Raw genomic sequence first — 15,403 nt, 5'->3', positions numbered from 1 at the left:
TGGAAACGCGTTGAAATGATGAGTAAGCCGCGGCAAATTTTAGCAATGAACGGTCCAGGATGACGTCCAGGCATCGAGTAAATCATGAGGAGCCTGCTCTACAATAACCTGTTCTGCCTCTTGCCAGGTTGCGAACCGATTAATTGCCCGCTGAACATCCTGGACAAAGGATTGCGTAACGCGTGTCGCCTCTTCCAGCCAGAGATTTTTAATGATGAGTTGTCTGGACTTGCGCAGCATACGCGCATCCAGCCGGCCTTTAATTTTTCCTCTGTGCAAAATGGGTAGTACAAAATAGCCATATTTGCGTTTCGCTTCTGGCGTATAGCACTCAATACGGTAATCAAAATCAAACAGTTCCAGCGCGCGTTTGCGATCCCAAACGACGGGATCAAAAGGGGACAGCAATGCGCTGTGGCGGGCGCTAACGGATGAATTAAGCAGCGGGAGATAATCGCGATGTAGCCACATCTCGCCGAGTGCTTCAACGTTAACCGGTACAATGTGACCCTCAGCCTGCGCTTGCATCAGAAAAGGTTTAAGCGCCACCCGCTTAAGACGGTAATAATCAGGTAGCCAGTTAGCACGGAAAATCCCTAGGCTGCGCGCACTGTTCAGCAACATTAATCTGATCGCTTCAGCTTCATTAATACTATGCAGTTCGTCTTGCCAGTCCGGCATTACGCGCGAGCGCAAATCGTAAACGCGCTGGAAATTTCGCCTTTCTGCAACCATCAACTCGCCTGCACTGAACAGGTTTTCCAGATGCCGCTTGTGGGGTTTCCATGCCCACCAGCCGGGTTTATGGTTGCCGTCACTTACAAAATCCGCCGCCCTGACCGGACCATTTTGCTGGATATGAGCAAGCAGCCCGGCAATCTCTTGCTGATGTTCTTTCACCCATGCTGCGTTGTATTTCCAGCCCAGCCGTTCTGGCGACAACATGCGATGTCGCAGCAATTTATAATCTTCGCGAGGAATAAAGCAGGCTTCATGCGCCCAGTATTCAAATAAGTTACCCTGCGTCAGCGCCTGGTCCAGCCATGCCTGCGGATACGTACCCAGACGGCTGAACAACACCAGATAAGGGCTTCGGGCAACAACGTTAATGGTGTCAATTTGCAGCAGCGACATGCGGGAAACGCAATCAACAATATCCTGAAAGCGAGCGCGACGACTGGGGGTGCGCAACAATCCCTGTGCCGCAAGATGAAGGTTTCGAGCGTGTTGTAACGAAAGTGAATGCATCATGTTCATTCTCTTCCTTATCCGACACGCCTGATATTAATGATGCAGGTCAGGCGAGTATGTACGGCAAAGTTGTTCTATATCATTTAGCAAAGGCTCAACCCCTTCGCCCTGTAATTCAGCCTCTACCGGAAGATACCACCAGTCTGGCCGCGCAAATGATCGGCATTTGACTGCGTCTTTTTCTGTCATCAGCAAGTTTTGACCGGTGACCAGCAAACGCGCTAACTCAGCTTCGCTGTAAGCGTGGTGATCGGCGAAAGCGATTTCGGCGACCGGCGTTAATCCCTGCTGCTTTAGCGTCGTGAAAAAACGCGGCGGATGACCGATGCCCGCCATTGCAACAACATTATCCAGCTGGTGTATGGGCTTTTTCTGCCCGGTGAGTAAATTAGTCACCAGGCCCGGCTGTAAATGCATGGCCATTTCACCCACCTGCGCCGTGCCGCCATTGACGATAATGGCGTCAACATCTTTCAGGCGCGACGCGCGCTCACGCATCGGCCCGGCAGGCAACCACCATCCATTACCGAAGCGGCGCATGCCATCTACCACGACAATCTCTTTATCACGTTGCAGCGCGTAATGTTGCAACCCATCATCGGTGATAATGAGGTCAATATCACCCTGCTTAAGCAGCGCTTCAACGGCTAAACGCCGTTTCGGCGCTACTGCAACTGGCGCCCCCGTACGTTGAGCGATCAATACCGGTTCATCGCCAGCTTGTTCAGCAGGGGTTTTCTCATTAACCAATAGCGGATAGCTGTCGGCCTTACCATTATATCCGCGTGACACTACGCCGACTTTTAACCCACGCTGCTGCAATGTCTGTACAAGCCAAATGACAACCGGCGTTTTACCGTTTCCCCCCGCAGTGAGATTGCCCACAATCACCACCGGAACGGGCGCGCGCCAACTTTTACGCCAGCCGCGCTGATAACTGTAACGAATCAACGCGGCAATTGCGCCATACAGCAGGCTTAACGGCCATAACAGCAGCCACAGCGGCGATTGCCCACTCCAGATACGTTCAATCATTGACCAAACTGCATCTTGTGAAGCTGTGCATACGCACCTTTCTCCGCCAGTAGCGTTGAGTGGGTGCCGCGTTCCACAATCTGTCCGTCTTCAACCACGACAATTTCATCAGCCTTTTCAATAGTTGAAAGGCGATGCGCGATCACTAGCGAGGTGCGGTTCTTCTGTAATTCATCAAGCGCAGACTGTATAGCACGTTCTGATTCAGTATCCAGCGCTGAAGTAGCTTCATCCAGAATTAAGATTGGGCAGTCACGCAGCAGCGCTCGCGCAATGGCGATACGCTGGCGCTGTCCACCTGACAACAGTACGCCGTTCTCGCCAATAACGGTATCCAGGCCGTTATCCATCTTGTTGATGAAGTCCATCGCATGGGCCATGGTTGCGGCTTTTTCGATCTCTTCACGGCTGTATTGTTCGCTACGCGCATAAGCGATGTTGTTCGCAATGGTGTCATTAAACAGATGCACGTTTTGAGAAACCAATGCGACCTGATTACGCAGCGAGAACAGCGTGTATTCACGCAGATCATGTTCGTCCAAAAGAATCTCGCCCTGCTGGATGTCATAGAAGCGGGTCAGCAGGCTCGCCAGCGTTGATTTACCTGAACCGGAACGCCCCACTAACGCAACTGTTTTACCCGCAGGGATTGAGAGATTGATGTTACGTAAAGCAGGTATATCGCGCCCCGGATAAGTAAAGGTGACGTCACGGAATTCAATATCGCCTTTAGCACGGGTAGTTTCACGTGTACCGTTATCAATTTCTTGTTCGCTGTCGAGAATTGAAAACAGCGTTTGGCAAGCAGCCATGCCGCGCTGAAACTGAGCGTTGACGTTGGTCAGCGATTTCAGCGGACGCATCAATGCAATCATTGATGAGAAGACCACGGTAATCGTTCCGGCGGTTAACGTATCCATCACGCTTGGGAAACTGGCCGCGTAGAGCACAAATGCTAAGGCAAGCGAGGCAATTAACTGGATTACAGGATCTGAAATCGATGAAGCAGAAACCAGTTTCATACCTTGCTGGCGCATGCGATTGCTGACCCTGGCAAAACGCTCGGCCTCTACTTCCTGTCCGCCAAAGATCAACACTTCTTTATGCCCTTTAAGCATTTGTTCGGCGCTGGTTGTAACCTGTCCCATGGTGTTTTGCATGGTTTTACTGATGTTACGAAAACGCTTAGACACGGTACGTATGGCTAAAGATACGATGGGTGCCAGTAGTATCAGGATTAATGACAGCTGCCAGCTGTAATAAAACATCATGATAAACAGGCCAATAATCGACGCGCCTTCACGGACCACTGTAACCAGCGCACTTGATGAGGACGAAGCAACCTGCTCAGAATCGTAAGTAATACGTGACAGCAGTGTGCCCGTGGATTGCTGATCAAAGAAGGCGACCGGCATGCCCATCATATGGCCGAATAACCGGCGACGCATACCCATGACTACATTGCCCGAAACCCATGAAATGCAGTAACTGGAGATATAGCTGGTCACCCCACGCACCAGCATCAGCCCGATGACTGCAAGTGGCATCCACAGCATCACTGACTTATCTGCCTTACCAAAGCCGTCATCCAGTAAAGGCTTCAACAGTGAGAGCATCAGGGTGTCGCCTGCGGCGTTGAGTATCAGGGCTATCGCAGCCACAAATAAACCCGCTTTGTGAGGCGTGATCATCGGCCAGAGTCGACGAAATGTCTGCCACGTTGAGAGATCTTTATCTTGATGCATTATTTATTCACGTTGTTGGAAATAGCCGGCCATTCTACCTGGATTCGCGTTTCACGCCAAACCACTGATGATACCAACGGGGCATTAATTGTTCTCTTAGCCCTGCAACCTGCGTTTTTCCGTTGTTGATGGTGATACTTATCTGGCCTGACTGGCCGGTGTCGAACCAGTTAAAACCATTTTTGCGGTAATTTTCCAGTACCGATTTAGCTGGCATACGCCATGCATTGTAGCGTGCCAGAGAAGCTATCGCTGTGTGCCCATTGATATTTCGAAGTAACAGCGTAGTTGATGACGTCCGGCTGCCGTGATGCGGCACCTGTATGACATCTGCTTTTAGATTCTGCTTTTCCAGCTTCACTAACTGGCGCTCCGCTATAGCTTCAATATCACCAGTGAGTAAAAGTCGAACTTTTCCATCGTCTACGCTGAGCACACAGGAGTCATTATTATCGCCTGGTGCGGAAGCACTTAATGGCCACAGAACTTTAAAATGCAGTTGCCGCCATTGCCATTGGGCTCCTCGTGCACAGGGTAAGTGATCAGCATTATTTAGCGCGCTTCTTACCTTAATTTGTGGCCAGCGCTGCTTTATGGATTCAAGCCCACCGCTGTGATCAAGGTGTCTATGGCTGAGGATGATTTGCTGTAACTGCAACTGCTTGCGCTCAAGCCAGGGAACAACGACGCGCCTGCCGGCATCATCTGTTTGCCAGCGCGGGCCAGTATCATATAAAACGGCCTCTTTGCCCTGGCTAATCACGACGCTTAAACCATGCCCTACATCTAACATATCTATTCGCCAGCCTTGCTGCGCTTTTTCCTGACGGCTAAAGAGCAGCGCAATAGCAAGACTGCAGCAACTAAGCGGTACACAATAGAAAATCTGGGTACGCCAGATAAACAGCCCACCCCAGATGATGACAGCAAAAAATTCGGCGTGATACAGCGGCCACCACCCACTGGGCAACATTGTCAGGGCGTCGATAAGTCCACGTAGCGTTAAGTCAGCTAGCCACCAGAATATGGCAGAGCCTGAGGCAACAGGCAGCATCATGGCGATTAATATTAAGGGAACGGTCATAAACGAGACGACAGGTACAGCAATTAAATTGGCGAGCAATGCCGTTAAGCTAATCCCATTGAACAGGCTGACCTGGAGCGGTGCCATTAAAATCATCATGCCAATTTGTAAATGCACGAGTCTCAGTAATTGCAGGAGTAGCCAGGGTTGTTGCTTAAAGCGTGCCGGTAAAGGAAACCAGTGATACCAAATCAGTAACATGCCGACCGCAGAGGTAGAAAGCCAGAAGCTATCGGAAAGTACGGTTATGGGATCAATCGCTAATAATGAACCAATGCATAATGTCCATACTTGCCAGCTGCTTAATTGAATAGCTGTAATACGTGTCGCTATCCACAGCGTTAAAGCTAACAAGGCACGCTGCGCAGGCGCATGGCTGCCTGATAACCAGGTATAGATAGCCGCCAGAATCCAGCTGGCGAGCAGTGGATATAAATAGCCAATAAAACGCGCCGGTAAAAGAAACTGTGTGCCACGCGCAAGTAGCCAGCCTAATCCAGCTGCCAGCGCTATATGCATGCCTGAAATAGCCATCAGATGCGCGGTTCCCGTATCGCGTAGCAACTGACGAGTGGTTTTACTTAAATCATCACGGATACCAAATGCGAGTGCTTTAAGCGTAGCCTGTTGCGGAAGTAACCTTAACTGCACCTCATGATGCTGAATGAATCGCCATCGCCAGCTGCAAGTGGTTGAACTGGCAGTTTGCTTCACTATCCGGCCTTGCAACGGCGTGTGATTCGCCAATGCAAATCGCTGCGAATCAAACTCACCTTCATTTAGCCGTGCATGCACTGGCCTTAGCCGCAGTTGCATATTCCAGCGCTGGCCGGGACAGTATTCGTTTGTCGCATTATTAAAAGAAATCCAGGCAAAACGAGGTGGGAAAGTATAGCGAGTTCCCTCTCTTAACAGCCTGACCTTAATTTGTTTATTTTTCTGGCGAACTTCATCAATGCGTACAGTGAAATTCCCCGGTTTGGCCGCTAACCCTTCGATATCAGTTTTAATATGCTGAGCGCTATTAAGCATCCACACCATTAATAAAATAGCGACGCCGACCATTCTTATCGGTTGAAAGGTGAACTGTAGGAAAACAAAGCCAGTACAGGCCAGGATTAACAATATTGCCGGGGTTGGCAGCTGCGGTAGCACCATTAACGGTAAACTGGCGATGATCGCCATTCGAGCCAATACAGTCCATGTCAGCATGATAAATTCCGTTTAAGAGATATTTTCATTCTGACAATGTGGCGAGTAATGAACAGGCCCGATGTGCTTCTATAGAATCTGTTACCCAGAAAGACGCGCTTTTTGCATTTCACATAACATTAATTTGGAAAGTGGTTCACATTGCAAATTTAAGCAAAAAAAACGACATCCGGAGATGTCGTTTATGCGATTCGGTATTGGCTTAGCCGTAGATATTTGCACGGTCGCGTAATTCTTTGCCTGGCTTAAAGTGAGGAACGTATTTACCTTCCAGATCCACTTTGTCACCCGTTTTCGGGTTACGGCCTGTACGCGGTGCGCGGTAGTGCAATGAAAAGCTGCCGAATCCCCGGATTTCAATGCGCTCGCCCTGTGCCAGTGTTGTGGCCATGTGCTCAAGCATTTCTTTTACCGCACCCTCAACGACTTTCGCCGGTATATGAGTATGCTGGCCCGCCAGTCTTTCAATCAGTTCTGACTTGGTCATGTAACCTCCGGTTAATCCCTATTGGAATGTATGACAGCTTTTTACCGAAACCGGGCAGTTTCCTGCCCGGTGCGTTAGGGAAATTACTCGCCTTTCGCCGCTTTGAACGCTTCAGCCATAGCGCTAGAGAAATTGCCTTCTTCCTGTTTGGTGTTAACAGTATTGATGGCTTCTTTCTCGTCAGCCTGGTCTTTCGCACGAACAGACAGGCTAACAACGCGGTTTTTACGGTCAACGCCGGTGAATTTAGCTTCAACATCATCGCCAACATTCAGAACCAGAGTTGCGTCTTCAACGCGATCCAGCGAAGCTTCAGAAGCGCGCAGGTAGCCTTCAACGCCGTCTGCTAATTCAACTGTAGCACCTTTAGCATCAACTGCAGTCACTTTACCGGTGACGATTGCACCTTTCTTATTCAAAGTGATGTAGTTGTTGAACGGATCTTCTGCGAGTTGTTTAACACCCAGTGAGATACGCTCGCGCTCTGCATCAACCTGCAGTACAACGGCAGCGATTTCGTCGCCTTTTTTGTACTCACGAACGGCTTCTTCGCCAGTCGCGTTCCAGGAGATGTCAGACAGGTGAACCAGACCGTCGATGCCGCCGTCCAGGCCGATGAAGATACCGAAGTCAGTGATTGACTTGATTTTACCTTCAACGCGATCGCCTTTGTTGTGGGTCTCAGCGAACTGCTGCCATGGGTTAGATTTACACTGCTTCAGACCCAGGGAGATACGACGACGCTCTTCGTCGATGTCCAGAACCATAACTTCAACCACATCGCCTACGTTAACAACTTTAGACGGATGGATGTTTTTGTTGGTCCAGTCCATTTCAGAAACGTGTACCAGACCTTCAACGCCTTCTTCGATTTCAACGAAGCAGCCGTAATCAGTCAGGTTGGTAACGCGACCGGTCAGCTTAGTGCCTTCCGGATAACGCTTAGCGATAGCAACCCATGGATCTTCGCCCAGTTGTTTCAGGCCCAGAGATACACGCGTACGCTCGCGGTCGAATTTCAGCACTTTAACAGTGATTTCGTCGCCCACATTCACGATTTCGCTTGGATGCTTAACGCGCTTCCATGCCATATCAGTGATATGCAGCAGGCCGTCAACACCACCCAGATCAACGAATGCGCCGTAGTCAGTGAGGTTCTTAACGATACCTTTAACTTCCATGCCTTCTTGCAGGTTTTCCAGCAGCTGATCGCGCTCAGCGCTGTTCTCAGATTCGATAACGGCACGACGTGAAACCACAACGTTGTTACGCTTCTGATCAAGCTTGATTACTTTGAATTCAAGCTCTTTACCTTCAAGGTGCAGAGTGTCGCGAACTGGACGTACGTCAACCAGTGAACCTGGCAGGAACGCACGAATACCGTTCAGCTCAACAGTGAAGCCGCCCTTGACTTTGCCGTTGATAACACCGGTAACAGTTTCTGCTTCTTCGTAAGCTTTTTCCAGCGTGATCCAGGCTTCGTGACGCTTAGCTTTCTCACGGGACAGCAGGGTTTCACCGAAGCCGTCTTCTACTGCATCCAGCGCAACGTCAACTTCGTCGCCAACCTGGATTTCCAGCTCGCCGGCTGCGTTCTTGAACTGCTCTGCAGGAATTGCAGATTCAGATTTCAGGCCCGCATCAACCAGAACAACGTCTTTGTCGATAGAGACAACAACGCCACGAACGATGGAACCCGGGCGGGTTTCGATTTCTTTAAGGGATTCTTCAAATAGTTGAGCAAAAGATTCAGTCATATTGATAATCTTCAGGATTCTTCAATTTAACGTCCATCTGACTTCATGTCGGATGGGGTTGTTTCACATGCCCAGCACCGGGTCCGTGGTACAGGGTTAATAAATTCTGTCATACCAAAATATTAAATGCCCAGTTTTTCTCGGGCATAGCGCAGCGCTTTGTCGATAACCTGTTCGATAGACATCTGTGTCGAGTCCAGAACCAGCGCGTCTTCAGCGGGAACTAAAGGCGCGATTGCGCGGTTACGATCGCGGTCATCGCGTTCTTTTATCTCGGCTAAAAGGCGATCAAAGTTAACACTAAAGCCCTTTTCCTGCAACTGTAGCATACGGCGGTGTGCACGCTCTTCCGGGCTGGCATCCAAAAATATTTTTACCGGTGCGTCAGGAAAAACCACAGTTCCCATGTCGCGCCCGTCCGCAATTAGCCCCGGGTTTTCCCGAAAACCGCGCTGGCGTCGTAACAGCGCTTCGCGTACACGTGGAAAGGCCGCAACCCGCGAAGCGGTATTACTTACTTCCTGGGTGCGAATTTCACCCGTTACCTCTTCACCTTCAAGGATAACCTGCATATCACCATTTTGTGATACAAAGCGCACATCGAGATGCGCTGCAATCGGTACAAGCGCTTCTTCAGATTCAATATCAACCTGATGATGTAACGCAGCCAATGCCAGCACGCGATAGATCGCGCCTGAGTCCAACAAATGCCATTGTAAGGATTCAGCCATCGCTTTGCACAGGGTGCCTTTTCCCGCACCACTCGGCCCATCGATAGTTATAACCGGGGCTGTCGCCGTCATCATTCTCTCCTGTTGCTGCGCGTTTATTGGCCATCAAGCCTTAATAATGGCAAGCATTATACGCGGCCTGAGCCAGGTTCGTTACTCTTTAGCATAGACAGGCTTAAAAATTAGAGACAAATCAGAGGACTTCTAAGGAGGAGCGGTCAGTTAAAGCGAGAAATCCGACGCCTGAAGCGCCGGATAGATAACCTTACGCTTTCTGGCTAATTTTAGCCAACTGCTCGAAATAGTCAGGGAATGTTTTAGCCGTACAGCCCGGATCCAGGATAGTTACTGGCGTGCCAGATAGCGCTACCAATGAAAAACACATTGCCATGCGGTGATCGTTATAGGTGCCAATCTCAGCGTGAATTAAAGAAGCGGGTGGCGTAATACGAATGTAGTCATGGCCTTCTTCAACTTCAGCGCCAACTTTACGTAATTCGATTGCCATCGCGGCCAGACGATCAGTTTCTTTTACACGCCAGTTGTAAATATTATTTAATTGCGTTGTGCCTTCTGCAAACAACGCTGTCGTTGCAATGGTCATAGCTGCATCAGGAATATGGTTCATATCCATATCAATGGCCTGCAGTTTGCCAGCGGTACAGGCTATATAATCATCGCCCCATTCAACGGTCGCGCCCATTTTTTCTAGCACATCTGCAAAACGAATATCGCCTTGCACGCTGTTTCGACCAATACCAGTAACGCGAACCGTGCCGCCTTTAATCGCTGCAGCGGCCAGGAAATAAGAGGCAGAAGAAGCATCACCTTCAACCAAATAGTCGCCCGGTGACTGATACTGCTGTTGCCCTTTAATAATGAAGCGCTGATAACGTTGGTTGTTAACTTCTACCCCAAAGCAGCGCATCAAATGCAAAGTAATATCAATGTAGGGTTTTGAAACCAGGTCGCCTTTAATCGTAATGTGTGTATCTTGCTCAGCTAAAGGTGCCGTCATGAGCAAGGCGGTTAAAAACTGGCTGGATACACTGCCATCAACACTGACCTCGCCCCCCACGAAACCGCCATGCAGATGAAGCGGCGGATAATCAGCGTTCTCAAGGTAATCGATCTTTGCTCCGCCCTGGCGTAAGGCATCCACCAGATGACCAATTGGACGCTCTTTCATGCGAGGCTCACCAGTCAACACAACGTTTTGCTGACCTAAACACAGCGCAGCTGCCAGCGGACGCATCGCTGTACCCGCGTTACCCAAAAATAATTCTAACGGCGCAGATGACAGCAGTGGTCCTGCATTTCCCGTTACCTCGCACACGGTACGATCGTCGGAAAGCGTATAATTCACACCCAGCGCTTTTAGCGCATTGAGCATATGCTTCACATCGTCACTGTCGAGCAAATTAGTCAGCCGGGTAGTACCTTTCGCCAGTGCGGCCAGTAGCAAAGCTCGGTTTGACACGCTTTTAGAACCGGGTAAGTTAACAGTGCCATTAACACGAGCAATCGGTTGTAGAGTCAGGGAGTCCTGCATGTGAAACTAAATCCTCAAAAAAGACGAAAAACCCCGCCTGCCGACGGGGTCGATGCCAATACGAAAATTGGCAGGTCATTATTAATTAACCGTGGCGACGCTCGAAATCAGACATGAAATCTGTTAGCGCTTTTACGCCCTCTAACGGCATTGCATTGTAGATAGAAGCACGCATACCGCCTACCACCCGATGCCCCTTCAGCGCATGTAAGCCAGCCTTAAATGATTCTTCCAGGAAGAGTTTGTCCAGAGAAGCATCCGCCAACTGGAATGGAACATTCATGCGTGAGCGATTATTGACCGCAACGTCATTACGGTAAAAGCCACTTTTATCAATTACACCATAAAGTAAGTCAGCCTTAGCTTGATTGATTTTATCCATCTCGCTTACGCCGCCCTTCTCTTTTAACCATTTAAATACCAATCCAGAGAGATACCAGGCAAAGGTTGGCGGCGTGTTAAACATCGAATCGTTTTCTGCCAGGACTTTGTAATCAAGGACTGACGGCACGTAGGGATGCGCCTTGCCTAATAAATCCTCACGCACAATCACCAGGGTTAAGCCTGCAGGTCCGACATTCTTTTGCGCACCGGCATAAATCACACCATAACGATTAACATCAATGGGACCTGAAAGAATAGTAGAAGAAAGATCTGCGACTACGACTTTATTCCCAAAGTCGGGTTGCTCATCAATGGCGATTCCATCAATCGTTTCATTTGGGCAAAAATGCACATAAGCAGCATCGTCACTGAGATCCCATTCGCTCATTGGCAGAATGGCGCGCTTACCATCAAGCGTGGTTTTTACATCCAGCGTACGTGGGGAACAGTACTTTTCTGCTTCTTTAATTGCACTATGAGCCCAATAGCCGCCATCAATATAATCAGCGCCTGATGCGTTGCCTAACAGATTACCAGGAACTGCAGCGAACTGAGCGCGCGCGCCGCCATGGCAGAATAAAACTTTGTAGTTGGGCGGTATTTTCAGCAGATCACGCAAGTCCTGCCCGGCCTCTTCTGCTACCTGTATGAACTCTTTACTACGGTGGCTGATCTCCATTACAGAGGTACCCAGGCCGTGCCAGTTTGTCAGTTCTTGTTCTGCACGACGGAGCACTTCTACCGGCAGCATCGCTGGGCCGGAGCTAAAATTATAAACTTGTGTCATTTCCCCTCACCACTGTCATATCGAACGGTTATGAATAATCTATCGGTTTTATCACTGCCTACTGGCTGCTGCAATCATAAATCGGAGAGCGGTCACATTTTCTGAATTTGCCTCGTGGAAGGTTATGTTGCGTATGCACAATGCAGCGAAATATTGTGAGGCTGCTCGTGTGAAATGATTTTATGGGCTGGGTTAACAACTAAAAGTGTGAAAAATAGCCAGCAGAAATTTGTGACGCCTTAATAGCGAACAAGCAGTAAAGTCCGTATCATTGCGCGCTTTACGCACACCTATAACAGAGAGAGCGGCACTATGACGCAAACTTTTATCCCAGGCAAAGACGCCGCACTGGAAGATTCAATCACACGCTTCCAGCTTAAACTGCAGGACCTTGGCTTTAATATTGAAGAAGCCTCCTGGCTGAATCCCGTTCCACATGTCTGGTCTGTGCATATTCGTGACCGTGATTGCCCACTTTGTTTTACCAACGGCAAAGGCGCCAGCAAGAAGGCGGCTTTGGCCTCTGCTTTAGGTGAATACTTTGAACGCCTCTCCACCAACTATTTTTTCGCTGATTTCTGGCTAGGAAATTCCATTGCTAATGGCGACTTTGTTCATTATCCCAATGAAAAATGGTTCCCCTTGCCTGCCAATAATGCGCTTCCTGAAGGCATTCTTGATAGTCGCCTTCACGCTTTTTACGATCCAGAGAATGCGTTAACAGCAGCGGAACTGGTTGATTTGCAGTCAGGTAACAGCGACCGCGGCATCTGTGCCTTACCTTTTACCCGCCAGTCAGACCTGGAAACGGTTTATATTCCGATGAACATTATCGGCAACCTTTATGTTTCTAATGGCATGTCTGCAGGTAATACCGCGAACGAAGCACGAGTCCAGGGTTTATCGGAAGTGTTTGAGCGCTATATCAAAAACCGTATTATTGCCGAAGCAATCAGCCTGCCTGAAATCCCGAAAAATGTTATGCAGCGTTATCCGGACGTCATTGAGGCTATTGCTCGTCTCGAAGACGAAGGTTTCCCTATTTTCGCCTACGATGCATCGCTGGGCGGCAAATATCCGGTTATCTGTGTCGTGCTGTTCAATCGCGAAAATGGCACTTGTTTCGCCTCTTTCGGCGCTCATCCAGATTTTGGTGTTGCGCTGGAGCGTACAGTCACAGAATTACTTCAGGGCCGCAGCCTGAAAGATTTGGATGTCTTTACGCCGCCGACATTTGATGATGAAGAAGTCGCTGAACATGCCAATCTGGAAACACACTTTATTGATTCCAGTGGCTTAATCTCATGGGATCTGTTTAAGGAAACGGCCGATTATCCTTTCGTTGACTGGACGTTTAGCGGCTCCACGGAACAAGAATTCAATACATTAATGGCTATTTTCCGCGCTGAAGATCAAGAAGTTTATATCGCGGATTATGAACATCTGGGCGTTTACGCTTGCCGTATTATTGTACCCGGCATGTCTGATATTTATCCGGCAGACGATTTGTTACTGGCAAACAACAGCATGGGAGCCGGTATTCGTGAAACGTTACTGGCATTACCCGAAAGCAACTGGAATCCAGAAGAGTATCTGGATTTGATCGCCCAACTGGATGAGGAAGGCTTTGATGATTTCACTCGCGTACGTGAGTTATTAGGCCTGGCAACCGGGAAAGACAACGGTTGGTATACGCTGCGTATCGGAGAACTGAAAGCGATGCTAGCGTTAGCGGGTGGTGATTTAGATCAGGCGCTGATTTGGACTGAGTGGACAATGGAGTTTAACAGCTCAATTTTCACCCCAGAACGCGCTAACTACTATCGTTGCCTACAAACTCTTTTGCTGCTGGCAATGGAAGATGAACGCGATCCGCTTCAATATCATCACGCTTTTGTCCGTATGTATGGCGCTAAAACAGTTGAAGCAGCCTCCGCAGCGATCTGCGGTGAAGCGCCATTTAACGGACTGCAACCTGTTGATAGCGATTTGAAAACTTTCGCTGCGCATCAGTCATTACTTGCAGCCTATGAAAAGCTGCAAAATGCCAAGCGCATCTACTGGAATAATAAATAAAACCCACCATTTTAAATGGGTGAAAATCAAAACAGAATAAGCATCAATGGCACTAAAATTATTTAGTGCCATTTTTTAATAACGCTAAGAAATTGAACCATTAAAAACGCACCGGCAAATGCTCTAATACGTTTAACATATTATTTTTCTTTAAAACCCGACTTCAGGCTGGGAAAATCCAGTCAGCCACGATAAAAAAAATATTTTATTTTTTAAAATAAATTTAAACAATGAAATTCAACAAGTTAAAAACAAATAAGCTTATTTTTTAAGCTAGTTTTTATCACCAATCCGGCAAACATGATCCATATCAAATCCCCTTCCCTGTACCTTTGTTAGTATTTTTACAGACAAATTTCGGAGATGATTAGCGTGAAAGCTGATAATCCTTTCAATCTGTTATTACCAGCTGCGATGGCAAAAGTGGCTGAAGATGCCGGCGTTTATAAAGCGACTAAACATCCCTTTACTACATTCTTTTTGGCCATCACTGCTGGCGTTTTTATTTCAATTGCTTTTGTTTTTTATATCACTGCAACCACAGGCAGTGCTGCTATGCCTGCTGGAATAGCAAAATTAACAGGCGGTATCTGCTTTTCACTCGGTTTAATGCTTGTTGTCGTTTGCGGCGCGGACCTGTTTACCTCAACGGTATTAATTGTCGTCGCCAAAGCGAGTGGACGCATAAGCTGGGGGCAACTGGCGCGTAACTGGGCCAACGTTTATTTCGGTAACCTGGCTGGTGCCCTGTTTTTCGTTGCATTGATGTGGTTTTCTGGCGAACACATGACCGCAAATAGCGCATGGGGTTTAAATGTTCTGCAAACAGCCGACCATAAAATGCACCACACCTTTATTGAAGCTGTTTGCCTCGGCACGCTTGCTAATTTGATGGTCTGCCTGGCAGTCTGGATGAGTTACTCTGGCCGAACACTCACCGATAAATTAGTGGTAATGATTCTGCCAGTTGCAATGTTTGTTGCCAGCGGCTTCGAACACAGCATTGCCAATATGTTCCTGATTCCTTTCGCTATTGTTATCCGCGATTTTGCCAGCCCAGCCTTTTGGCAGGCAGCCGGTGCAAGCGCATCAGAATTTCAGGCACTTTCCGTCAATAACTTTATTTTCGACAACCTGATTCCGGTCACCCTTGGCAACATTATCGGTGGTGGTCTGCTGGTTGGGTTGACTTACTGGGTTATCTACTTACGTAGCGATGACGCAGCGCATTAAACGTATCCGGACAGCGCAGACGCTTCTTTGCGCTTGAATGTAAAAGTCTTCTTCGATAAGGCAGGTATA

Annotated in this window: 11 protein-coding genes; 2 read left to right on the top strand and 9 right to left on the bottom strand. The window is 48.5% G+C overall.

What is annotated here, in order from left to right; genetic code table 11:
- Positions 1 to 39 precede the first annotated feature (39 nt).
- From QRY16_RS06170 to serC, 9 genes are all read right to left on the bottom strand, one after another.
- On the bottom strand, positions 40 to 1,257 hold the full coding sequence (locus tag QRY16_RS06170; RefSeq protein ID WP_289775993.1) for a winged helix-turn-helix domain-containing protein: 1,218 nt from the start codon (positions 1,255 to 1,257) through the stop codon (positions 40 to 42).
- A 27-nt stretch (positions 1,258 to 1,284) separates the two neighbouring features.
- On the bottom strand, positions 1,285 to 2,286 hold the full coding sequence (gene lpxK, locus QRY16_RS06165; RefSeq protein ID WP_289775992.1) for a tetraacyldisaccharide 4'-kinase: 1,002 nt from the start codon (positions 2,284 to 2,286) through the stop codon (positions 1,285 to 1,287).
- Positions 2,283 to 4,031, bottom strand: coding sequence for a lipid A ABC transporter ATP-binding protein/permease MsbA (msbA, locus tag QRY16_RS06160; RefSeq protein WP_289775991.1), 1,749 nt, complete (start codon positions 4,029 to 4,031; stop codon positions 2,283 to 2,285). The genes lpxK and msbA overlap by 4 nt, the downstream gene beginning before the upstream one ends.
- Before the next feature lie 34 nt (positions 4,032 to 4,065).
- The gene (locus QRY16_RS06155; RefSeq protein ID WP_289775990.1) at positions 4,066 to 6,327 is read right to left on the bottom strand and encodes a DNA internalization-related competence protein ComEC/Rec2; all 2,262 of its coding nucleotides are present in this window, start codon (positions 6,325 to 6,327) and stop codon (positions 4,066 to 4,068) included.
- A gap of 202 nt (positions 6,328 to 6,529) precedes the next feature.
- Positions 6,530 to 6,814, bottom strand: a complete 285-nt coding sequence (gene ihfB / locus QRY16_RS06150; protein ID WP_289775989.1) for an integration host factor subunit beta — start codon at positions 6,812 to 6,814, stop codon at positions 6,530 to 6,532.
- Between the two features lie 83 nt (positions 6,815 to 6,897).
- Positions 6,898 to 8,571, bottom strand: coding sequence for a 30S ribosomal protein S1 (gene rpsA, locus QRY16_RS06145; protein WP_289775988.1), 1,674 nt, complete (start codon positions 8,569 to 8,571; stop codon positions 6,898 to 6,900).
- A 122-nt stretch (positions 8,572 to 8,693) separates the two neighbouring features.
- A complete protein-coding gene (gene cmk, locus QRY16_RS06140; RefSeq protein ID WP_289776058.1) occupies positions 8,694 to 9,374 on the bottom strand; it encodes a (d)CMP kinase in 681 nt (226 codons plus the stop codon).
- A 193-nt stretch (positions 9,375 to 9,567) separates the two neighbouring features.
- On the bottom strand, positions 9,568 to 10,854 hold the full coding sequence (gene aroA / locus QRY16_RS06135; RefSeq protein WP_289775987.1) for a 3-phosphoshikimate 1-carboxyvinyltransferase: 1,287 nt from the start codon (positions 10,852 to 10,854) through the stop codon (positions 9,568 to 9,570).
- 85 nt (positions 10,855 to 10,939) lie between these two features.
- Positions 10,940 to 12,025: a 3-phosphoserine/phosphohydroxythreonine transaminase gene (gene serC, locus QRY16_RS06130; protein WP_289775986.1), complete on the bottom strand. Its 1,086-nt coding sequence runs from the start codon at positions 12,023 to 12,025 to the stop codon at positions 10,940 to 10,942.
- Between the two features lie 312 nt (positions 12,026 to 12,337).
- On the opposite strand from serC, the gene ycaO reads away from it, so the two are divergent.
- Both ycaO and focA read left to right on the top strand, forming a co-directional pair.
- The gene (ycaO, locus tag QRY16_RS06125) at positions 12,338 to 14,101 is read left to right on the top strand and encodes a 30S ribosomal protein S12 methylthiotransferase accessory factor YcaO (protein ID WP_193403312.1); all 1,764 of its coding nucleotides are present in this window, start codon (positions 12,338 to 12,340) and stop codon (positions 14,099 to 14,101) included.
- 372 nt (positions 14,102 to 14,473) lie between these two features.
- Positions 14,474 to 15,334 carry a formate transporter FocA gene (focA, locus tag QRY16_RS06120; RefSeq protein ID WP_193403919.1) on the top strand — a complete coding sequence of 287 codons (861 nt, stop codon included), beginning with the start codon at positions 14,474 to 14,476 and terminating at the stop codon, positions 15,332 to 15,334.
- Positions 15,335 to 15,403: the final 69 nt, after the last annotated feature.

The sequence above is a fragment of the Mixta mediterraneensis genome, from assembly GCF_030283135.1.
In the GTDB taxonomy this organism is placed as follows: domain Bacteria; phylum Pseudomonadota; class Gammaproteobacteria; order Enterobacterales; family Enterobacteriaceae; genus Pantoea; species Pantoea mediterraneensis.
This window is presented reverse-complemented; position numbering and strand designations above follow the sequence as displayed.